Source organism: Flavobacterium magnesitis (assembly GCF_041729735.1).
Lineage (GTDB): Bacteria > Bacteroidota > Bacteroidia > Flavobacteriales > Flavobacteriaceae > Flavobacterium > Flavobacterium magnesitis.
On record NZ_JBCFQK010000020.1, the window covers coordinates 50,700 to 74,065 of the forward strand.

The 23,366-nt window shown below is 32.6% G+C and carries 18 protein-coding genes and 1 pseudogene; 13 read left to right on the top strand and 6 right to left on the bottom strand.

The features are described 5' to 3' along the window. Nucleotides 1-16: 16 nt before the first annotated feature. Nucleotides 17-1,420: a tRNA uridine-5-carboxymethylaminomethyl(34) synthesis GTPase MnmE gene (mnmE, locus tag AAGV33_RS12960; RefSeq protein WP_373392462.1), complete on the bottom strand. Its 1,404-nt coding sequence runs from the start codon at nt 1,418-1,420 to the stop codon at nt 17-19. Between the two features lie 145 nt (nt 1,421-1,565). Between mnmE and AAGV33_RS12965 the strand changes: the two genes are divergently transcribed. Both AAGV33_RS12965 and AAGV33_RS12970 read left to right on the top strand, forming a co-directional pair. Further along, entirely contained in the window at nt 1,566-2,399 is an 834-nt protein-coding gene (locus AAGV33_RS12965) for a universal stress protein (RefSeq protein ID WP_373392463.1), read from the top strand. A gap of 70 nt (nt 2,400-2,469) precedes the next feature. Continuing rightward, nucleotides 2,470-4,242 (top strand): MutS-related protein, encoded by a 1,773-nt coding sequence (locus AAGV33_RS12970; RefSeq protein ID WP_373392464.1) that lies wholly within the window; start codon nt 2,470-2,472, stop codon nt 4,240-4,242. A 339-nt stretch (nt 4,243-4,581) separates the two neighbouring features. Here AAGV33_RS12970 and dnaN read toward each other — a convergent pair whose 3' ends face one another. The 4 genes from dnaN to AAGV33_RS12990 all read right to left on the bottom strand — a co-directional run bounded on the left by dnaN (nt 4,582) and on the right by AAGV33_RS12990 (nt 9,101). After that, on the bottom strand, nt 4,582-5,700 hold the full coding sequence (gene dnaN / locus AAGV33_RS12975; protein WP_373392465.1) for a DNA polymerase III subunit beta: 1,119 nt from the start codon (nt 5,698-5,700) through the stop codon (nt 4,582-4,584). A gap of 118 nt (nt 5,701-5,818) precedes the next feature. Next, a complete protein-coding gene (gene gldG, locus AAGV33_RS12980; RefSeq protein WP_373392466.1) occupies nt 5,819-7,504 on the bottom strand; it encodes a gliding motility-associated ABC transporter substrate-binding protein GldG in 1,686 nt (561 codons plus the stop codon). Continuing rightward, entirely contained in the window at nt 7,504-8,229 is a 726-nt protein-coding gene (gldF, locus tag AAGV33_RS12985) for a gliding motility-associated ABC transporter permease subunit GldF (RefSeq protein WP_373392467.1), read from the bottom strand. Before gldF ends, gldG begins: the two co-directional genes overlap by 1 nt. A gap of 41 nt (nt 8,230-8,270) precedes the next feature. Beyond that, on the bottom strand, nt 8,271-9,101 hold the full coding sequence (locus AAGV33_RS12990) for an SAM hydrolase/SAM-dependent halogenase family protein (RefSeq protein WP_373392468.1): 831 nt from the start codon (nt 9,099-9,101) through the stop codon (nt 8,271-8,273). Nucleotides 9,102-9,296: 195 nt separating this feature from the next. On the opposite strand from AAGV33_RS12990, the gene AAGV33_RS12995 reads away from it, so the two are divergent. The 10 genes and pseudogenes from AAGV33_RS12995 (at nt 9,297) to AAGV33_RS13040 (ending at nt 21,224) form a co-directional block, all read left to right on the top strand. Beyond that, a complete protein-coding gene (locus tag AAGV33_RS12995; RefSeq protein ID WP_373392469.1) occupies nt 9,297-10,247 on the top strand; it encodes a PhoH family protein in 951 nt (316 codons plus the stop codon). Between the two features lie 207 nt (nt 10,248-10,454). Further along, complete coding sequence (locus tag AAGV33_RS13000) at nt 10,455-11,270, top strand: SDR family NAD(P)-dependent oxidoreductase (protein ID WP_373392470.1); 816 nt, start codon at nt 10,455-10,457, stop codon at nt 11,268-11,270. A gap of 106 nt (nt 11,271-11,376) precedes the next feature. Continuing rightward, entirely contained in the window at nt 11,377-12,207 is an 831-nt protein-coding gene (locus AAGV33_RS13005; RefSeq protein ID WP_373392471.1) for a Cof-type HAD-IIB family hydrolase, read from the top strand. A 286-nt stretch (nt 12,208-12,493) separates the two neighbouring features. Beyond that, nucleotides 12,494-13,450: a phosphoribosylaminoimidazolesuccinocarboxamide synthase gene (locus tag AAGV33_RS13010; protein WP_373392472.1), complete on the top strand. Its 957-nt coding sequence runs from the start codon at nt 12,494-12,496 to the stop codon at nt 13,448-13,450. 132 nt (nt 13,451-13,582) lie between these two features. After that, complete coding sequence (locus AAGV33_RS13015; protein ID WP_373392473.1) at nt 13,583-14,257, top strand: response regulator transcription factor; 675 nt, start codon at nt 13,583-13,585, stop codon at nt 14,255-14,257. Further along, nucleotides 14,258-15,613 carry an ATP-binding protein gene (locus AAGV33_RS13020; RefSeq protein ID WP_373392474.1) on the top strand — a complete coding sequence of 452 codons (1,356 nt, stop codon included), beginning with the start codon at nt 14,258-14,260 and terminating at the stop codon, nt 15,611-15,613. A gap of 95 nt (nt 15,614-15,708) precedes the next feature. Next, nucleotides 15,709-16,992, top strand: coding sequence for a TolC family protein (locus AAGV33_RS13025; protein WP_373392475.1), 1,284 nt, complete (start codon nt 15,709-15,711; stop codon nt 16,990-16,992). A 5-nt stretch (nt 16,993-16,997) separates the two neighbouring features. After that, nucleotides 16,998-17,201 (top strand): hypothetical protein, encoded by a 204-nt coding sequence (locus AAGV33_RS13030; protein ID WP_373392477.1) that lies wholly within the window; start codon nt 16,998-17,000, stop codon nt 17,199-17,201. A gap of 22 nt (nt 17,202-17,223) precedes the next feature. Further along, a pseudogene (locus tag AAGV33_RS13035) lies at nt 17,224-18,111 on the top strand (efflux RND transporter periplasmic adaptor subunit); the annotation flags it as partial. Nucleotides 18,112-18,134: 23 nt separating this feature from the next. After that, nucleotides 18,135-21,224, top strand: a complete 3,090-nt coding sequence (locus AAGV33_RS13040; RefSeq protein WP_373392478.1) for an efflux RND transporter permease subunit — start codon at nt 18,135-18,137, stop codon at nt 21,222-21,224. Between the two features lie 195 nt (nt 21,225-21,419). Here the strand turns inward: AAGV33_RS13040 and AAGV33_RS13045 are convergent, their stop codons facing one another. Continuing rightward, complete coding sequence (locus tag AAGV33_RS13045; protein ID WP_373392480.1) at nt 21,420-22,508, bottom strand: M42 family metallopeptidase; 1,089 nt, start codon at nt 22,506-22,508, stop codon at nt 21,420-21,422. Nucleotides 22,509-22,590: 82 nt separating this feature from the next. Between AAGV33_RS13045 and AAGV33_RS13050 the strand changes: the two genes are divergently transcribed. After that, complete coding sequence (locus tag AAGV33_RS13050; RefSeq protein ID WP_373392481.1) at nt 22,591-23,268, top strand: DUF4294 domain-containing protein; 678 nt, start codon at nt 22,591-22,593, stop codon at nt 23,266-23,268. The last annotated feature ends 98 nt before the right edge of the window (nt 23,269-23,366 follow it).

A 23,366-nucleotide genomic window follows, 5' to 3' on the forward strand; every position in this document is an offset into this window, starting at 1 on the left:
GGTTTGTAATGTTTTGTTACTTCCCGATACAAAAATTAGCAAAAATATTTCCCAGTAATTCATCATTTGTGACCTGGCCAGTTATGGTTCCAAATTGATATAAAGCTTCTTTAATATCTAATGCCATAAGGTCGCTGGAAAGGTTAGTCTCTAGTCCGTATTTTACTTTTTGGATTTCATTTAAAGCTTTTAATAAAGAATCGTAATGTCTTGTATTGGTAACGATTGTTTCGTTGTTTCGTAAAGCACCTGTGTTAACAAAAGAAAGGAGTTGGTTTTTCAATTCATTAATTCCTACTTTGTTTTTAGCAGAAATAAATTGAAGTTGTGTGTTGTGTGTTGTGAGTTGGGTTTCAATTAAATTAATTTTTTCTGCAGAAAGTAAATCCATTTTATTGATGACAATTAAAAGTGGTTTGAGTGGAAATTGGTTTTTAATTTTTTCAATCTCAATTTTAAGTGCTTCTAAACTCACCACCGATAACTCATAACTATCAACCAAATATAAAACTACCTGTGCTTGTTCTATTTTTTCGAAAGTCTTTTTGATTCCGATACTTTCTACAATATCTTTAGTTTCACGGATTCCCGCAGTATCAATGAATCTAAAACCAATTCCACCAATGACTAATTCGTCTTCTATGGTATCACGAGTGGTTCCGGCAATGTCGGAAACAATGGCACGTTCTTCATTCAATAAAGCATTTAATAAAGTAGATTTTCCAACGTTGGGTTCACCCACAATGGCTACAGGAATCCCATTTTTGATTACGTTTCCTACGGCAAATGAATCAATCAGTCGCTTTAAAACAAATTCGATGCGGTTCAATAATTCGTTAAACTGACTTCTGTCGGCAAATTCGACATCTTCTTCAGCAAAGTCTAATTCGAGTTCGATTAAAGAAGCAAAATTCAATAATTCTTCACGCAGTTTAGCAATTTCGTTCGAAAATCCGCCTCGCATTTGCTGCATTGCAATTTGGTGTGAAGCTTCATTGTCTGACGAAATCAAATCGGCTACGGCTTCTGCCTGAGATAAATCTAGTTTTCCGTTCAGGAAAGCACGTAACGTAAATTCGCCTGCATCAGCCATTCTGCAACCATTTCGTAGCAATAATTGGATAATTTGCTGCTGAATGTAAGTAGAGCCATGACACGAAATTTCAACAGTATTTTCGCCTGTGTAAGAGTTAGGTCCTTTAAAGATAGAAACTAATACTTGATCTAAGGTTTTAGCGCCATCAACAATATGTCCTAAATGCAGTGTATGTGTTTTTTGCGTTGTTAAATCTTTATTTTTAATTGACTTAAAAACGGCATTGGCAATACGGATGGCTTCTTGACCTGAAATTCGGATGATGGCAATTGCTCCAGCTCCTGAAGGTGTGGCTAGTGCTACTATGGAATCGTTGTTTAGCATTTTCTTAATTATTGGCTGCAAAGGTACTAAATCTAATGAAGTATTGTTTGGCGTGCGAATATAAAACCACAATTTGTTGGGAATTCCAGCGTTAAAATTGTATCTTTATTTTGTTCTTTATGTTTAATTCTATAACTCATTTACAATGAAACGCATTTTATTTCCTACCGATTTTTCTGAAGCAGCAACGAATGCTTTTGTACACGCCTTAGAATTTGCTAAAAGTATTGATGGGGAGTTGGTGTTGCTACACGCTTTCGAATTGCCTATTTACGACAATCAATATTTTCCTGAAAATTACATGATTATTTATGAATCGATAGAATTAGCTGAATTTGAACATTTTAAAGACGAGTTACCTAAACTTCGAGCAATTGCTCAAAAACGAAATCTAGGCGATATTAGAATGACTCACCGCTTAATGGACGGAGGTTTGATGTTTGCCGTTGAAAAAGCAATCAAAGAAGACAAAATTGATTATGTAATTATGGGAACAGAAGGAGCAACAGGCTGGATAGATGCTTTATTTGGAACGAATACAACGGCAGTTATTTCAGATGTGGATATTCCTGTTTTTAGTGTTCCAGTCAATGCTAAATTTAAAAGCATAAAAAATATTGCATTTACAACCCGTTTTAGACCTAAAGACAAAAAAGCGTTGAAGAAAGTTTTAAAATTAGCTAAAAAGCTAGATGCAAAAGTGAAATGTCTTTATGTTAAAACCGATTCTTCGGATGTTAGTAAGGAAACTATAAAAGAATGGGAAAATGAATTTGTCAGTGATACAGTAGAATTTAATGTGGTTTTTAGTGATGATGTCAAAGAGAGTATTCTTGATTTTATTTTATATAAAGAGATAAATGTTTTGACTATGCTAACATACAAACGCAGTTTTTTCGAAAACTTATTCCATCATAGTTTGACTAAGGATTGTGCTGCCAGTTTGGATATTCCTATTTTGGCTATTCCTATAGAATAGTTGTTTTTTAACGAAATATTTTCTACTTTTTTATCAGCCTGGTTTATATTTGTCTTTCATTTGATACATTATGGACATTTATAAATCTAAGGTTACTTTTTTTACTAGCGAATTAAGCAAAATCAACAAAAAATACAATTCCATCAGTTTGTTCCGATTGTTGAGTATTTTTTTGTTTTTAACTTCAATCTATTTTTACATTCAAAAATTGGAAGGATTTTGGGTTCTTTTGGCTGTGTTGTTTTTTGCTTCTTTTTTGATTTTGATGCGAATTCATTCTCGTTTGTCTTTTCAAAGACTTTTAACGAAAGCATTGATAAAAATCAATGAAGATGAAATTTCGTTTCTAAAAAGAGAAAAAATCCCTTTTGAAAATGGTGAAGAATTTCAAGACTATCATCATCCGTATGCTTACGATTTGGATATTTTTGGAGCAAATTCGTTGTTTCAATACCTCAATAGAACTGCAACTTTTATTGGAAAAAAGACATTAGCTGCTTCTTTACTACATAAAGTTTCTAATCAGGAGATTGTAGATAATCAGCAGTCAATTAAAGAATTGAATCAGAAATTAGATTGGAGACAGGAATTTTTGGCTTTAGCCAAAGTAAGTCAGGACAATCAAAACAGTTATGAGACTTTGTTGAAATGGAATAAAAATTCCAGTGCCGATTTATCAAAAACAACTATCATTCTTTCTTATGTTTTTCCTGCGTTGTTTTTAGGAACATTAATTACTTATTTGATTACTAGCAGCACCGTTTTTTTAAGTTGTTTGTCGTATATATTTATTATTAATTTAATGTTTTTGGGAAAGTTTATCAAACGCATTCAAAGCGAAATTGCGAATGCTGAAAACATCGATAAGATTATTGCCCAATACGGTTTGTTAGTTAAAAAAATTGAAGATGAAAAATTTCATTCTCAAAAGTTAATCGATTTACAAAAAAGACTACAATTCAAATCAACTAATGCGAGTACGCATTTGAAAAAATTATCAGAGTTGTTTTCAAGAATGGATACTATTGGTAATTTATTTACAGCCACAGTTTTCAATGGTACTTTTCTCTTTAATTTTCATGTTTTAAAAGCCTTATTGAATTGGAAAAAAGAACATTCTGAAGTTCTTGAAGATTGGTTAATTGTAATTGGCGAATTCGAAAAATTGAATAGTCTGGCTAATTTTTCCTATAATAATCCTGAATTTGCTTATCCGGAATTGAATTCCGATTATAAAATTAATTTTTCAAATCTTGGTCATCCTTTATTGAATCCCGAAACTAGAGTAGGGAATGACACGCTGTTTTATCCTCAATCATTTGTGATTTTGACCGGTTCCAATATGTCGGGTAAAAGTACTTTTTTGAGAAGTTTAGGAATCAATATGGTTTTAGCAGGAACGGGTTCTGTAGTTTGTGCGAGTGAGGCTCAGGTACATCCTTTGCCAGTTTTGGTTTCTATGCGATTATCAGATTCTTTGTCGGATAGTGAATCCTATTTCTTTGCCGAAATAAAACGTTTGAAACAAATTATGGATGGTTTAGAAGTTCAGCCCGCTTTTGTATTATTGGATGAAATTTTAAGAGGAACTAATTCCGATGATAAACGTAACGGAACTATTGAAGTTCTTAAAAAAGTAATTGCTAAAAAAGCCATTGGAGTTATTGCAACACACGATATTGAAGTTTGTTTGACTACCAATGAATATCCCGAAATATTAAGTAATAACTGTTTTGAAGTCGAAATAAAAAATGATGATCTTCATTTTGATTATAAACTTCGAAAAGGAATTTGTAAAAATAAAAGCGCTACGTTTTTGATGAAGAAAATGGAAATTATTTGATGTTAAACTAAATTTAGAATTTAGATTTGACCGCAAATTGCTTCGTCTGTTCGCTGTCGCTCGAGTCAAAAATTAAAAATTTAAGTACTTAAAGTTTGACTTATATGTTCTGTAGTAGATATACAGAACGGTAATCTTAGTTTTATAAACTTATATGACTTATGTGGTAAAAAAAATCAATCTTTATTCAGTAATTATAAAACAAAAAAAACCGCTTTTCTAGGAGGAATCGCGGTTTTTTTAAATATAAAAAATGGTTGGTTAATAGCGTAATATTTTACAATGATAAGTATTTTATTTTTAAATCAAAAATAAAACCCATCATTTTTTAAGATTTGTTTAACTATTTAACATTACAGGCATAACTAGCATAGTTACTGTTTCGCCATCTTCTAATCCATCAATTGGAGTTAAAATTCCGGCACGATTAGGCAACGACATTTCCAGCATAATCATATCTGATTGTAGGTTAGTTAACATCTCAGTTAAGAAACGGGAATTGTAACCTATTTGCATGTCATCTCCTTGATAATCACAAGTTAATCTTTCTTCGGCCTTGTTTGAATAATCGATATCTTCAGCAGAAACATTCAATTCAGCACCCGCAATTTTCAAACGAATTTGGTGCGTAGTTTTGTTCGAAAAAATAGCCACACGACGTACAGAACTCAAAAATTGAGAACGGTCAATCATTAATTTATTTGGATTTTCTTTTGGAATTACCGCTTCGTAATTTGGATATTTTCCATCAATCAAACGACACATTAATACGTAGTTATCAAAAGAAAAAGTAGCATTCGAATCGTTATATTCGATTTTTACTTCAGCATCAGATGTTGACAGAATATTTTTTAGAATTGTTAAAGGTTTCTTTGGCATGATAAAATCAGCTACCTGAGATGCAGTAACATCTGTACGGGCATATTTTACTAATTTATGAGCATCTGTAGCAACAAAAGTCAAACCTTGTGGAGAAAACTGGAAAAACACTCCTGACATTACTGGACGTAAATCGTCGTTTCCAGCTGCAAAAATAGTTTTGCTTACCGCTGTAGCTAATACATCAGCAGGAACTAAAGTTACGGAAGGTTCGTCAAGGTTGACTGCTTTTGGGAATTCTTCTCCTGGAGCATAAGCCAAGGCATATTTTCCTGAATTAGAACTAATTTCTATAGTGTTATTCTCTTCAACAGTAAAAGTTAAGGGTTGTTCAGGAAATGTTTTTAAGATTTCCAAAAGCAATTTAGCAGGTACAGCAACACTACCTACACTGGTAGAATCGATAGCTAAAGTAGCAGACATTGTAGTCTCTAAATCAGACGAAGAAACGGTTAGCTCATTATTGTCTAATTCAAATAAGAAGTTATCCAGAATAGGCAACGTATTACTGCTATTAATGACGCTTCCTAAAACTTGTAATTGCTTTAATAAGTACGAACTCGATACTATAAATTTCATATGAAGATTATATTTGTTTTTTTATTGGAATAGAGTATCTTTTTATAGAATTGGTAAATGATACACTTTTACAAATATATCGTAAACAAATCTAGTATTGAAAATTTTTTATTAACATCTATCTGCTGTATTTACGCTTTCTTAAAAAGCCAAATACAAGTCCAAAAATTGCTAAAATTAGAATTGGAAGCCCGATAGTTATGACTTGCGTCTGGGTATAATTTTCATATACTTTTTCTTTATCCAGTAATGGCAAATCCAAATCCTTTGATCGAATGTTAATAAGTCCCGTATCGTCCAGCAAGTAATTGACGCAATTGAGCAGAAAATCTTTATTATCGTATAAATTTCCAGAACGTTGATCAAAACCTAATTCGACAGGTTCGTAATTTTTATCCAATTGATTTTTGATGATATCACCATCCGAAATCACAATCATTTTACTGGCTTTTCCTGTGGCTTCAAAATTATTTTGGTCGAAAGCTAAAACTCTGTTTTGAAATACCGAATGAAAGTTGCCTTCCAATAAAACTGCCATTGGAAGATTTCCTGTATTTGGGTAGTGATTTGGGCTGGTTTCCTCGGTTACAATATTCAAATTAATTTCGGTAGGTGTTCCAATTTTTTTAGAATATTGAGATGATTTTAGCAGTACTGTTTTCTTTATTCCGTTTTTTAAAGTATCCATTGGATTAGCAAAATCAAATTTGATCCCACCCAAATTTTTCACAATAGGATGTTGGCTTTCTGGATAAACCAAAGGCGCAAATTTCCAATTGAAAGCCTGGTATTGCGTCGCACTTCCTTGTTCGCCAGTAGCCAGTTTTATAGGACTTCCTTGTTCATCTTTTACAATATCAGGATTGATTCTAATACCATATTTAAAAAACATATCGTTTAGATTCAAATCTCTTGGAAAAGCAAGAGTAGCTCCGGCATCGTTGTACAAACTGTCCATTTCAACCGTTACCTGATCGACTAACCAAATCGTTTTTCCACCATTGATAATGAATTGGTCTAAAACTTGTTTTTCAGCATCAGAGAATGCTTCGGTAGGTTTGGCAATAATAGCCAAATCGTATTTTTTTAATGCTTCTAAGCTGTTAACGGGACTTTTAGCAACAGAATCTAAGGTAAATGGACCAATGTGGTAACTCTCTCTTATTTGTAAAAGAAACTTAGCAATAAAAACATCCTGGATTTCGCCATTTCCTTTAATTACAGCAATCTTTTTTTGTTTTTCTTTGGTGATTTTATTCAAAGCATCGGCAATGGAATATTCTAAATGCTGTACCGATCCAATTACTTTTTCGGTAGTTGAAGCGCCCATGATGTTTTTCAATAGCGGAATATTCACTTCCTTATTTTGATAAACTGCAATTGCCCAAGGAAAAACCATAGCTTGGGATTGTTTTCCTTTGTCGTCCACCGTAATATTTACAGGTGTTAATCCTTTCATGTACAGCGTTTTTATGTTGTCCATGCTGGCATCTTTATTTTCCAGAGGATTTACAAATTCGAAATTAATATTCGAATTATACGCTTGAAATTCTTCGACTAATTCTCGGGTTTCCTGTTGTAATCTTTTGAATTCAGCAGGCAAATCGCCTTCCATATAAATTTTTATCGAAAGCGGTTCTTTTACCTGCTTGATAATATTTAAAGAAGTTTCAGATAAGGTATAACGATTGTCCTTAGTTAAATCAAATCGGTGAAAAAACGAATTTCCAATTAGGTTTAAAATTATCAGAATTGCAAGGGTAATCAATACTGATTGTAAGTTTCTTTTTTTAGCAGCTATCATTACAGTTTAAAAGATTTAAGTTGGTAAACAGTAAACGAAAGAAAAGCCACTACAAGACTTACAAAATAAATAATATCACGAGTGTCAATTACGCCGCGGCTCATACTTTTAAAATGATTTTGCATTCCTAAAACTGAAATAAATGACGAAAAAGAAGGAATGATGGAAGAGAAACCTTCGAATCCAAAATAGAAAAAGAAGCACAAAAAAACAGCCAGAATAAAGGCTACAATTTGGTTATCTGAAAGAGTAGAAGTAAAAATTCCGATAGCGGTATAAGCGCCAATTAAAAATAAAAGTCCGAAATAAGAACCTATAGTGCTTCCCATATCGATATTGCCTTCGGGCATTCCTAAATCCGAAATGACTGCTACATAAATAAATGTTGGAATAATAGCGATGATGATTAGTAATACAGCTCCAAGAAATTTTCCGTTTGCTATTTGCCAAATAGACAATGGTTTAGTTAATAGTAATTCAAGTGTTCCTTGTTTTCTTTCGTCAGAGAAAGAACGCATGGTTACAGCAGGAATTAAGAAAATTAAAATCCATGGCGCAAGCGTAAAAAAGGGAGTCATATCGGCAAAACCCGAATTTAGAATATTGTAATCGCCTTCAAAAACCCACAGAAATAATCCGTTAATGATTAGAAAAATGGCGATAACTAAATAGCCTATGGGAGAACCAAAAAAGGATTTAATTTCACGTAATAATAAGGCTTTCATGTATTGATTCGTGTATTTGTTAGTTTGGTTATTTGAAAATATTAATTCTTAAATTCGATAGTAACGGCATCACGATAATTGAGTCCTAATAAGCTGCTTGCTGAACCAATTTTGGATGGATTGCTTCTAAAAATGGCAATTTCGAGATAACCTGCTTCATTGAAAATAGCGAGTTTTTCGCCTTCGTAATTCTTAATTGGATATTTGTCTGAAATAGCAATTGCCGAATAATTGGGTAATATGGTTTTAATATTTTTAGTCTTCATCTGGATTTCATACGGTCGGCCTTTAGCTACTTCCAGAAATTGTTTCTTGGTAATATTGGTCACCACATTCCCAAAATGATCGATGTAAATAACGTGACCTTTTAAACTGTTATTGTCATTTGCGGTTACGGCTTTCATTTCCGTCACTTCCTTAACTGAGTTGATTTCTCTACCAATTACGTTGAGCAAACCGCCTTTGGCAATATGACAAGCCACGGTTACAAAAACATCCAATCCCGAAGCATCACTAGGCAAACGGTCATGAATATTGATAGCTACGATTTTTTGCGGAACTATTTTTTGCGAAAGCATACTTAGAATCCCATTATCGGCAGCAATAAAATACGAATCGTTCCATTGCATTACAATGTGTAGATTTTCTTTATTTAATTCCATGTCAACCCCAATGAGGTGGACGGTTCCTTTAGGAAAGCTAGCATAAGCAGCACTAATGATATAGCTGGCTTCTACGGTGTTAAAAGGGTCTATATCATGCGAAATATCAATAATTTGAGCTTCTGAGTATTCAGATAGAATTTTCCCCTTCAGTGCACCTACAAAGTGATCTTTCAAGCCGTAATCGGTAGTAAGGGTAATTATTGACATATTTTTGTTTATAACTATTGGTGAAATCTAAACTTAATTTTCATTAAATTTGAGAAATGCAAAGCTAATAATAGTAAATTCAAAAAAGCAAAAAAGCAAAAACAAATTCTAAATATTAACCAAATAAAACCTAAGGTATAAGAACCTTTAGGATTAGATTTTAACCGATTTAATAATATTATAAAATTATACCCTTTGAACGAAAGAATCATCGAGCTCATAGACATCGCTCCAAAAGAGTTTTGGGGTGCTCAAGACACTCATCTTGAAATCATTAAAAAATATTATCCAAAATTAAAAATAGTTGCCAGAGGGACAACTTTAAAAGCATTTGGAGAAAAAGACATTCTGGACGAGTTCGAAAGGCGTTTTCAAAGATTAATGCTTCATTTTACCCGCTACAACAACATTGATGACAATGTAATTGAGCGTGTAATTTTAGGAGATGTTCAAGACGACAAAAAAATGAGTCCGAATGACAAAATTTTAGTGCATGGAGTAGGTGGCAAAATTGTAAAAGCCATGACACCTAACCAGCAATTATTAGTTGATACAATTAATAAAAACGACATGGTTTTTGCAGTTGGACCAGCCGGAACGGGTAAAACCTATACGGGTGTGGCAATGGCGGTAAAAGCATTGAAAGAAAAGCAGGTAAAACGAATTATTTTAACACGTCCGGCTGTAGAAGCAGGAGAAAATTTAGGTTTTCTCCCTGGAGACATGAAAGAAAAATTAGATCCTTACATGCAACCGCTTTATGATGCTTTGCGTGATATGATTCCGAATGAAAAATTAGAAGAATATATTACCAAAGGAATTATCCAAATTGCACCATTGGCTTTCATGCGTGGAAGAACCTTAGATCATGCGTTTGTAATTCTGGACGAAGCACAAAATACAACCCATTCGCAAATGAAAATGTTTTTAACCCGTATGGGAAAAAACGCAAAATTCATGATTACAGGCGATCCAGGACAGGTTGATTTACCTCGAAGAACCATTTCAGGATTAAAAGAAGCGTTATTGGTTTTGAAAGACATTGAAGGAATTGGAATCATTTATCTTGACGATAAAGATATTGTAAGACACCGATTAGTTAAAAAGGTAATTGACGCTTATAAGTATACTGAAAATGTGGATTAAATTATAAATTGTATAACAAGTTTTTCACCACTGATTCATAGATTTTCTAAATGATTATTAAAGTAATCGGTGAAAATCTTTTTAATCTGTCGCAAATTTTGTTGTTTTGCCACAACTTTATTAATAGTCAAATAAAAATTATCAAATAATATTCTAGCTGCGACCCCAATTGGGGTCGTAGTTTTTTAATAAATACCACAAATAATATTGAAGAACGTAATTATAACTGGAGCATCAGGAGGAATAGGAAAAGAAATGGCATTACATTTTGCAGCAAACAACTGGAATGTTATTGCTACAATGCTCTGTTTAGAACATGGAAAAGAACTACAAAATGTAAAAAACATTAAATGTTATTTATTAGACGTTACTTCTACAGAAAGTATTGCTGCAGCCAAACAACAAATCCTGACTGACTATAAAACCATAGATGTAGTTATTAATAACGCAGGAATAGGGTATAGGAGTTTTGTGGAATTTTCTGAAGATGAAGAAATTAACAATATTGTGGATGTCAACTGGTTAGGAGTAGTAAAGGTTTGTCGTGCTTTTACGCCTGTTTTTAGAACACAAAACAAAGGACATTTTATTAATATTTCATCCATTGCGGGCTTAGTCAATTTGCCGTTAGGAAGTTTTTACCATTCTACTAAACATGCTGTGGAGAGTTTCTCTGAATGTATGGCGTATGAATTGATGAATTTTAATATTAGCGTTTCTACAGTGCAATTTGGAAATACACCATCTAATTTTCAAAAAAACGTAACCAAATGCAATGCAACTCCTTTAAAATGCTACAACGAATTAATGCACAAAATAAGCAGCATAGTTGAATGCAAAACCAATAAAAATAGTGACTTAAAACAATCAATTATTGAAAAGGTTTTAAAAATTGCCGAAAATCCACCCAAGAAATTCAAACGCAATACTATTGGTTTTGATGCCAATGCGCTCAATGTTCTGCGTAATTTTCTAGGCTATCGATTGTTTGGAAGAATTATACGGTATTCGGTTTTTAAGTGATATTATAAAATTAGCATTACGTTAATTTGCTGTTATTTCAACAATTATTTGGTGTGCTTTCTTTCTATTTTGAATATTTTTGCAATTAATTAGATTGAAAGAGAATATGATACAAGAAAATATAAAAGTAATTATAAGCGATTTAGACGGAACATTACTAAACAGCGACCACCGAATTTCAGAATATACTAAAGAAGTTTTTAGAGAACTACACCAACAAGATTATTTAATAATTGTAGCCACTGGACGTCATCACCTGGATGCGATGCCAATAATTGAAACTCTAGGTTTTCCAATTTATTTAGTGACTTCAAACGGAGCGCGTATTCATACTCCTGAAAAGGAATTGCTATTTTCAACCAATATGAATAGTAGTGCCGTACAATCAGTTTTAGAGATGGATATTCCGGACGATTTTACTACCGTTCTATTTAAAGAAAATGTATGGCAAACCAATAAAAACAACGATAAATTATTGGAATTTCAAACGGAACTGAATTACGTTCCGGAATTAGTAAACTATAAAGAAGTGACTGATTTTGATGTGATTAAAATATTTTTTACTCACGAAAGTCACGGAAAACTAATTGAGTTAAGAGAAAAAATTCTGGAAAAACATCCTGACATTTTTAGTCATGCTTTTAGTTTGCCGCATTGTTTGGAATTTATGGACAAATCGGTAGATAAAAGTGTGGCAATAGCGCAAATTTTAGCAATCGAAGGATATCAATTCGATCAGGCTGTTTCTTTTGGAGATGGATATAATGACGAAGGAATGTTGAACGCTTCTGCTAAAGGTTTGGTAATGGGTAATGCGCCTGATAGTTTGAAAAATAAATTGTCTCATCTTGAAGTGATTTCTAATAATCATAAAGACGGAGTTGCAAATTATTTGGTAGAAAAATTACTAAAAAATGTGAGTTTGGCAACCAAATAAAATTTGATTTTTTAGCCACAGATTACACAGATTAGCACAGATTTTTTTCTTTGTGAGCTTAAGATGCTATAGTGCTCTTTGTGGTTTAATAAAAAACTTTGTGACTTTTGTGGTTGAATTATTTAGAAAAGCAGAATTTTAAATCTTTAAAATCCTTTTAACCTGCCTGTCGGCAGACAGGTCTGTAGCAAAAAAAGCCATAAAAGTAAACAGCACTTTCTTTGCTTTTCTGTCTAAAATAATCCTAAATTTGCATTCTTATAAAATCAACGCAATACCTATCTAGATGAGCAATACAATCACTACCACTAATTTTAATTTTCCAGGTCAAAAATCGGTTTATAGAGGAAAAGTAAGAGAAGTTTATAATATTAATGACGAATTATTAGTAATGGTGGCAACCGACAGGCTTTCGGCTTTTGATGTGGTTTTACCAAAAGGAATTCCTTATAAAGGACAAATTCTGAACCAAATTGCTACTAAATTCATGGAATTGACTCAGGATATTGTTCCAAACTGGTTGATTGCTACTCCAGATCCAAGTGTTGCTGTAGGTCATTTATGTGAACCTTTTAAGGTGGAAATGGTGATTCGTGGATATTTATCAGGTCACGCTTCACGCGAATATGCTCTTGGAAAAAGAGAAATTTGTGGCGTAACAATGACTGAAGGTTTAAAAGAAAACGATAAATTTCCAGAGCCATTAATCACGCCAACTACAAAAGCAGATAATGGAGAACACGATGCAGATATTTCCAGAGAAGCTATTCTTTCTAAAGGAATTGTAAGCGAAGAAGATTATGTAGTTTTAGAAAAATATACAAGAGCTTTGTTTCAAAGAGGAACTGAAATTGCTGCAAGTCGAGGATTGATTTTGGTAGATACCAAATATGAATTTGGAAAAACAAAAGATGGACAAATTGTTTTAATTGACGAAATTCATACTCCGGATTCTTCTCGTTATTTTTATGCAGAAGGATATCAGGAAAGACAAAACAATGGTGAAGAACAAAAACAATTATCGAAAGAATTTGTACGTCGTTGGTTAATTGAAAATGGTTTCCAGGGACAAGAAGGACAACAAATTCCTGAAATGACTGACGAATACATCGAAACGGTTTCAGACAGATATATCGAATTATACGAAAATATCATTGGAGAAAAATTTGTAAAAGCAGATATTTCGAACATCAATGAAAGAATCGAAAAAAATGTTGTGGCTTATTTAGCCAGTCAAAAATAATTCTAAAAAGCTTTAAAATTCAAAATCCGTCTCGTGCTGAACAAGGCGGATTTTTTTATGGTTTTCCTAAATATAGTTTAAAGTGATACAGCTTCTTTTTTAAAATAGTTAAGTTTGTAAAAAAATAATGGTATGAATATCCTACTTGTTGAAGATGATAAAAGAATTAGTGATTTTGTAATCAAAGGGCTTCAGGAAAATGGTTTCAATGTTCATTTGACTGAAAATGGGGTTGAAGCCAGAGAACTACTTTTATCAGCGCAATGGGATATTATTTTAATGGATATTATGCTTCCCGATATTAGCGGAATTGAATTGGTAAAACTCATTCGTTATAAAAAGAAAAAAACTCCTGTAATTATGTTGAGCGCTTTAGGCGATGCAGATGACAAAGTAGATGCATTAGATTCTGGGGCTGACGATTATCTGGTTAAACCTTTTCATTTTAAAGAATTAATTTCCAGAATAAATGCGCTGGTAAGAAGAACAAAATTCAATCACGAAGAAAAAAACAGTTCCTATACTTGCGGAACCATTTCGGTTAATACTGATGAACATAAAGTGTTAATTGACAATGTTGAGATTGAACTTTCTCCACGAGAATATAAATTGCTTTTGTATTTGATAGAAAATAAAAACAAAGTATTAGCACGTACTCAAATACTTGGCAACGTTTGGGGGATTAATTATGATACTAATACAAATGTTGTGGATGTTTATATTTCCTATTTGAGAAATAAAATGAAACTCAATTCTACAGTTTTACAAACTATCGTGGGTACGGGATACATGCTTAAAGAGGTTTAAATGAAAATTAAAAATAGACTTACCATTCTTTCTTCGGTTACTTTTGGCGTAGTTTTTATTATTGCTGCTTTAATTATTTACGTCGCATTTTATCGTAGTTCTGAAAAAAGAATTTATGATAATATGCAAAAAAACTGCCTGCTTTCGGCGATTTATTATCTTGAAAAAGACGAATTACCGATCAGTGAGCACAAACAAATTAAAGAACAATACAACGAGAATATTAAGGATGTAGCGGTTGGAGTTTATAACGAAAAAAACGAAGTTCAGTATGGTTCGAACCTGAGTTTACAAGCAATAACTCCAGCGGTATTAGAAAAGGCGAGAAAGAATAAAAAAGTAATGTTTGAATCTGAAAATCATTTTTATTTTGGTGTTTTTTACCGAGATAATCAGGGTGATTTTGTAGTTTTTATTGAAGCTAATGATTATGAATTTAAAACTCAAAATCGTCAGCTAATGATTATTATGGCTGTTGTATTATTTGCAGGTTTATTAGTTATTTATCTTTTGAGTTTATTTTTATCTAAAATTGCATACAAACCCATCGATGATATTATCAAACAAGTGAATGAAATTGAAGCTTCATCTTTAGATCAGCAAATTGTGAATTTGAATACTAATGATGAAATTCAAAATTTAATAGAAAGCTATAATAATTTATTTCAAAGGTTATCCAATACTTTTAAAACTCAAAAAAATTTCATCAACTATATTTCTCATGAATTTAAAACGCCTTTGGCATCTATATCGGGACATTTAGAAGTTTTTGCGCAAAAAGAACGCACTCCGCAAGAATATCAGGAAACAACAACAAAGGTTTTAAACAATGTTTATGAAATTGAAGAAATACTAAATACCTTGATGATAGTTTCCGGACTTAAATCAGAAATGCTACAAAAAGAAAGTTTTAGGGTGGATGAACTGATTTGGAATTGTAGCGACAAAATCACCAATATTAATAAATTTTCTGCTGCCAGACTTCGTATAGAATTAGAAATACAGGAAGAAAGTAATCTTACGGTAAAAGGAAATGAGTCAGAAATAAGCATTGCCGTTTATAATATTATTGAAAATGCAATCAAATATTCTGATGAGCCTGTTGTGATATCACTTTTATTAATCGAAAATCAAGTTCAAATAAAGGTTAAGGATTTTGGAAGGGGAATTAAAGAAAATGATTTGCAGCACATTCGAGAAACCTTTTACAGAGGCAGTAATGTTGGAAAAGTACAGGGAAGTGGTATCGGACTTTCTCTAGCTTCCATTTTATTTGCTAAGAATAATATTAACTTTCAAATAACTTCAAAAGAGAACGAGGGAACTGAAGTTATTATCACTTTTGCAAAACTCTAATCAGTTTCTAATACCGTTCTTACTTCTTTCTAATTTGGTTTAAAGATGGGTTTAATACAAGGGCAATAACTTTGCTTATTATTAAATCACAAGCTTTGAAACAATTTATCTTACCCTTTGTTTTTCTTTTTTCAGTTTTGGCAACTGCACAAAATGCAGTAAACGATACTATTCTTTTAAGTCGAAAGAATGCCGAAACTCTATTTCTACAAAATAACCTCAGTTTGATTGCTGAAAGGTTAAATATTGATATTGCCCAAGCGCAAATCATTCAGGCAAAACTATGGCCAAATCCTACCTTTTCGATTAATGAATTTAATCTTTGGCGTAATACAGGTTCTGAGGAATTACCTGCAATTTGGGGAAATTATGGTCGTTTTCAGGAATTTGGTGCCAGTTTAGAACAGCTAGTCTATACCGCGGGAAAGCGTAAAAAAATGATTGCCATTGAAAAAGTCGGCGCTGACATGGCATTAGAATATTACAAAAATTTCCTGAGAAATCTAAAAATGGAATTTCGTAACAATCTTACGGCAATGCAATACAATCAAGCCAAAAAAACGGTTTACCAAAAACAATTGCAGTCCGTTCAGAATCTGACTAAAGCTTATGCCATTCAAGTGAAAGAAGGTAATATTAGCCAAGGTGATTACATTAGACTAAAAGCATCAGAATTAGAATTTCTTAACGAAATCAATGCAATAACTATAGAAAACAATTCACTGCAAAGTGAAATGAAAAAGCTATTGCACCTTTCTCCTCTAAGTTATATAAAATTAAGTCAGGACGATGCCATTCCTGATATGAATGCTGTAAACGACTTGAACATTCTAAATAGTCTGGCAGATGATGCAAATTATAGACCTGACGTCAAATTAGCAAAACTCAACGAAAAGTACAATCAAAACCAATATGTTTATCAAAAAGCTTTAAAAACTCCCGATATAACATTAGAAGCATCTTATGATAGAGGTGGAAATATTATGCAAAATTTCTTTGGGCTTGGTTTTTCAATTGATTTGCCTTTTTTTGATAGAAATCAAGGAAATATTAAAGCAGCACAATTTTCTGTTGAGCAAAGTAAATTGAATAAACAAGAAGTTTTAAACAATGCACAAGCTGAAATTCTTGAAACTTACAACAATTTTAAAGCAGTACAAAAATTATATGAAAACATTGGAACTGATTACCAAATAAAACTGGATAAAATGTTAGACAGCTATCTAACAAGTTTTAAAAATAGAAACATAAGTCTACTGGTTTATCTGGATTATGTTGAAGCCTATCTGAATAATAAGATGATTTTATTAGACACACAAAAAGAATTGAATAATCGTTTGGAAGAATTTAAAAATGCCAGCGGACAAGAATTAAACTAAAAAATATGAAACACACTATTTTATTACCCATAACACTTATTTTGTTAGCCTACGGATGCGCTGAAAAGAAAGAAGATGATAAAAAAGCTTCTAGTGAAAAATTTTGTCTGACACCTAAACTAAAAGAAAAAATAAGCATTGAAACTGTTCAAATCTTACCTGTAACAGAGAGTTTTTTCTTTAACTGGAAACGTTGCTTACAATGCTGATGATGTTGTTCAATTTTCAAGTTTATTCAACGGTTTAATAACCAATACTTTTTTCTCACTAGGAGATTATGTAAAAAAAGGACAGGTTTTAGCTGAAATCAAAAGCACAGAATTGAACAGTTTACAAGCCGAACACAAGTCGTTACAATCACAGTTATTAGTTGCCAAAAGAAAACTGCAAGCCACAAAATCGATGTATGAAAACGAAATTGCTTCTCAAAGTGATCTTATTCAAGGACAAAGCGAAGTAGATGTTTTAAAATCTTCGATAGAAAATGTAGAACAGAATTTAGCTTTATATAGTGCCAGTGGCGAAAAATCAGTTTTCCAAATTAAAGCTCCCGTAAACGGATATATTGTTTCAAAAAACATGAGTCCTGGAACTCAAATTAATGACAATGAAGGTTCTCTTTTTACTATTTCCAATCTTTCTAAAGTATGGGTAATGGTGAATATATATTCTATGAATTTGAAAGATGTTCACGAAGGAATGGAAGTAAAAATTACCACGCCTGCTTATCCTAATCAGGTTTTTAGTGGAAAAATCACTAAACTATCACAAGTCTTTGAATCGGATGAACATGTTCTTAAGGCAAGAATTGTTATGGATAATGCAAATTTAAAGCTTAAACCAGGTTTAACTGCAGACGTGTTGATTAATAAAAAAACAAATCAAAAGGATATGGCGGCAATACCTGCAGGCGCATTAATTTTTGATAACAATCAAAATTATGTACTGGTCTACAAAGATGACTGTCATTTAGAAAGACGACTAATCAATCCAACAATAAAAAACAAGGATTTGCTATACTTTGAAAGCGGACTTGAAATAGGCGAAAAAGTAATTATTAAAAACCATTTACTTATTTCGGAACAACTAAAAGACAATCAGCTAAAAAGCAGTAAATAAAATCAGTTAAGACACGATTAATTATGCAAAAATTTGTTCAAAATATTGTATCCTTTTCCCTTAAAAATTCGCTCATCATATTTTTTATGACAGCTATACTATTTATTGGAGGCGTCTACAGTTACATCCATACCCCAATAGAAGCATTCCCTGACGTAACAAATACCAGAGCGAGAATCATCACGCAATGGCCAGGTCGAAGTGCCGAAGAAGTAGAAAAATTCATCACATTGCCTATTACTAATGCAATGAATACTATTCCTAAAAAAGCAGAAGTTCGTTCTATCTCTTTATTTGGATTATCGGTAGTTACTGTATTATTTAATGATGATGTAGACGATTTTTATGCACAGCAATATGCTTCAAATCGAATGAATAATATCGATTTACCCGAAGGAAGTGATCCTGAAATTGATCCGCCATCTGGAGCAACGGGAGAGATTTTTAGATATGTTATTAAAAGTGATCTTCCCATAAAAGAAGTTACAGCACTTCAGGATTGGGTAATTGAGCGTGAATTAGTTTCTGTTCCCGGAGTAGCTGATGTTGTTAGTTTTGGTGGAGAAGAAAAAATTTTTGAAATCAAAATTAATCCATCCGAATTAAATAATTATGATATTTCGGCCTTAGATGTTTTTGATGCCGTATCTAAAAGTAATATCAATGTAGGAGGGGATGTTATTCAGAGAGGTGATCAGGCTTATGTTGTAAGAGGAGTAGGTTTGATTGATAAAGTAGAAGACATTGGAAATATTTTAATTAAAACTGTTGGAAACACGCCTATTTTAGTAAAACATGTTGCTGATGTTTCTATTTCGGCAAAGCCAAGATTAGGACAAGCTGGCTTAGATAAGGATGATGATGTTGTAGAGGGAATCGTGATTATGCTTCGTGGAGAAAATCCGGGTGATGTAATTAAAAAATTACGCGAGCGTGTGGACGAACTTAACGAACGTATTTTACCATCCAATGTAAAAATTATTCCATTTATCGATCGTACGGAATTGGTAAACCATACTGTTCATACCGTAAGTAAAAACCTTATTGAAGGTGTATTATTGGTATCATTGATAGTTTTTATATTTCTTTATAATTGGAGGACTACGGTTATTGTGGCATCAGTAATTCCATTGGCATTTCTTTTTGCAATTATAATGTTGCGTATTCAAGGATTACCTGCTAATCTTATTTCGATGGGGGCATTGGATTTTGGGTTATTGCTCGAAGGAACATTGGTTATTGTAGAGACAGTTTTTGTTACATTGGAGACCAAAGCACATAAAATAGGAATGGAACGTTTCAATAAAATGTCGAAAATGGGACTCATAAAAAAAAGTGTAGGTAGCGTAGCAACCTATATTTTCTTCGCATTAATTATTCTAATCGTAGCACTCTTACCTATATTTTCTTTCCAAAAAGTAGAAGGTAAAATGTTCTCACCACTAGCATTCACTTTAGGTTATGCTTTATTGGGTTCATTAATTTTATGCCTTACGTATGTTCCTGCAATGTGTAAAGTGTTGTTGACTGAAAACATTGTAGAAAGAGAAAATAAAATCAGCCGTTTTTTCAGAGAGAATCTTTTCAAATTATTCCAATGGAGCACGAAAAATAAAAAAACCACGCTAATCTTGTTCTTTGGTTTATTAGCTATTTGTATTGGCCGATTTGCTTTTTATGGTTCTGAATTTATCCCCAAACTAAACGAAGGCGCTATTTATTTAAGAGCTACTTTGCCTAATAGTGTGAATTTAGATGAATCTGTTCGACTGACTCAGGAAATGAAAAAAGAGATGAGCAAATTTGAAGAGGTAAAATTCATCCTTTCGCAAACAGGAAGACCCAATGATGGAACTGATCCAACAGGTTTTTTTAATATCGAATTTCATATCGAATTAAAACCAGAATCCGAATGGAAACGAAAAATAAGCAAAGAAGAACTCATTTCTGAAATGAAAGAAAAACTGGAAATTTATCCTGGAATTAATTTTGGTTTTAGCCAGCCCATTCAGGATAATGTTGAAGAATATGTAGCGGGTGTTAAAAGTCCGCTGGTAATTAAAATTTTTGGAAATGATTTATTCAAACTCGAATCCATGGCGCAGGAAGTGGCTAATTCTATTAAAGATGTTAGAGGAATTGAAGATGTAAATGTGTATAAGAATATTGGTCTACCAGAACTCCGAATCCAGCTTCATGACGAAAAAATGGCACGATATGCAATTACAACTGCTGATGCACAAGCCGTAATTGCTATGGCAATAGGTGGTCAAGCAGCATCTACTTTCTATGATGATGAAAAAATGTTTGATATCAGGATTCGCTTTCAAAAAGAGTATCGGGATTCTAAAGAAAAAATTGAGAAAATATTAATCCCAACGATGGATGGAAAACGAATTCCATTAAAAGAAATAGCAACAATAGACTATAAAACGGGACCTACATTTATTTACCGTGAAGGGAATAGCAGATACATTGCCATTGGCTTTAATATTGCTGGTAGGGATTTAGGTAGTACTATAACAGAAGCACAAAAAAAAGTAGCTAAGGATGTAAAATTGCCTAAAGAAAATTTAATGAAATGGGCAGGTGAATTTGAAAGTAAAGAACGAGCCACAACGCAATTAGCACTAATTGTACCTGTTGTATTAGTCCTTATTTTGTTTTTGTTGTATGCTAATTTTGGTAATTTCAAAGATACGCTTATAGCTCTAAGTACAATGACCTATGCCTTTATTGGTGGTTTTGTATCCTTATGGGTTACAGGTACTGTGTTTGGAATTTCAGCAGGAATTGGATTCATCATTTTGTTTGGTGTTAGTGCTATTGATAGTATTGTTTTAATTGGAATTATAAAAGAAAATCTAGCCAAAAGAATGGTTCTTAAAGAAGCAATTAAAAATGGTGTTTACAATAGAATTAGACCCATTGTTATGATTGCTTTGATGGGATCATTAGGGCTTTTACCAGCAGCACTTTCGACTGGAATGGGTTCAGAAATCCAAAAACCACTTGCTATTATGATTGTGGGAGGTTTATTGATTTGTATGATATTATCATTAACAGTATTACCTCAGGTATTTTATTTAAGTTACAAAAACAGTAAAAAATAATACGGTTAATCAATCAATTTAGAAAACAGACTGTCCTTAATTTTTTAGAACAGTCTGTTTTGTTTTCTTACAATAAAAAAGTCCGCAATTCTAATATGGAATTACGGACTTTTTTTAGCCTTAATAGTAGCGATATCCTTTTGTCCCAGCTTTTGGGACAAAAGATAAAGCGGATAGCAGGATTAGCTCTAAATATTATTTAAAATAAGAAAAAGTTTCGTTGTTTTCTATTTTAAGTATGGTTTCGTAAATTAATTTAATCACATTTTCCACATCTTCTTTATGTACCATTTCCACAGTGGTGTGCATGTAACGCAACGGAAGTGAAATCAAAGCCGAAGCCACTCCGCCATTGCTGTAAGCAAAAGCATCAGTATCAGTACCAGTAACACGAGAAGAGGCGAGACGTTGAAAAGGAATTTCTTTTTCTTCGGCAGTAGTAATAATTAAGTCTCTTAAATTATTTTGTACCGCTGGCGCATAAGTTATTACCGGACCTTTTCCGATTTTTGTTTCTCCTTCAATTTTTTTATCAATCATTGGAGTAGTAGAATCATGACAGACATCAGTAATAATAGCTACGTTTGGTTTAATGGTTTGTGTAATCATTTCAGCACCACGTAAACCTACTTCTTCCTGAACAGCATTAGTAATATACAATCCAAAAGGCAATTTTACTTTGTTTTCGTGTAAAAGACGAGCTACTTCGGCAATCATAAAACCTCCCATTCGATTATCAATCGCACGACAAACTAATTTGTTTTCGTTCAAAATCATAAATTCATCAGGATAAGTAATCACACAGCCTACATGAACGCCTAATTTTTCTACTTCTTCTTTAGTTTCACAACCTAAATCAATAAAAATATTGCTGATTTTTGGGTTTTCTTCCTTGTCTCTATTTCTAGTGTGTATGGCTGGCCAACCAAAAACGCCTTTTACAATACCATTTTTAGTGTGAATGTTTACACGTTTTGAAGGTGCAATTTGATGATCAGAACCACCATTTCTAATTACGTAAATCAAACCGTCTTCGGTAATGTAATTCACATACCACGAAATTTCGTCAGCATGACCTTCAATAACTACTTTAAAAGGAGCATCTGGATTGATAATTCCCACAGCTGTTCCGTAGGTATCCGTTATAAAAGTGTCAACATAAGGTTTTAGATACTCCATCCATATTTTTTGTCCGCTACTTTCGTAACCTGTGGGTGAAGCATTATTAAGGTAGCTTTCTAAAAAAGCCATTGATTCATTGTTTAATATCGATTTTGTACTCATAAAAATATTTTTTTGCTAAATTATAAATTTGGTATTACAGTTGTGTATATAATGTATAATTTTACAGCAAAATATTATCTTTATGAAATCTATTTGTTTTTTAATATTCTTTTTATTGTTGTCATTTTCTGGTTTTAGTCAGGGAGGTACTCCTTATGATCCAAATGCTATGGGATATGTGTTGACAGAAAAGGATAGTATATTAGATGATACCATAAAGCTACCTGAAATTACAATTTTAAAAGAAAAACAAGATCCCGAAGCAAGAAAGCAATATCTTATTTTACAAAGCCGCGTTTATAGAACCTATCCGTATGCTAAATTAGCAGCCGACAGATTGACTAATTTAAATAAAGGAATGGCTCGACTTTCTTCTGAAAGAGAAAAGAAAAAGTATTTTAAAATAGTAGAAGACTATCTTACTAATGAATTTGAAGCTAGACTTAAAAAATTATCCCGAAGTCAAGGTCGTATCTTGGTCAAATTGATTCATAGGCAAACAGGAAAAACCACATTCGAGTTGGTCAAAACTTTAAAAAGCGGTTGGAAAGCTTTTTGGTCTAATACTGCTGCCAGTGTTTTTGATATTAATTTAAAATCGCAATACCAACCATTTGAGTCAAATGAAGATTATCTGATAGAAAATATTCTTAAAGAAGCCTTCGAATCAGGAAGACTTTTAAACCAACCAGCTGCTAATCCTGTAAATATTGATAAGTTAAACGAATATTGGGAGACCAAATTATCTGCAAAACCTTAAATTCTAATTTATACCTTAATATATGAAGCTTGTACTATGATATAGTATGAGCTTTTTTTTTGGAGCTCTTTCCTGCTCTCCGTTTCAATCTTTTATGC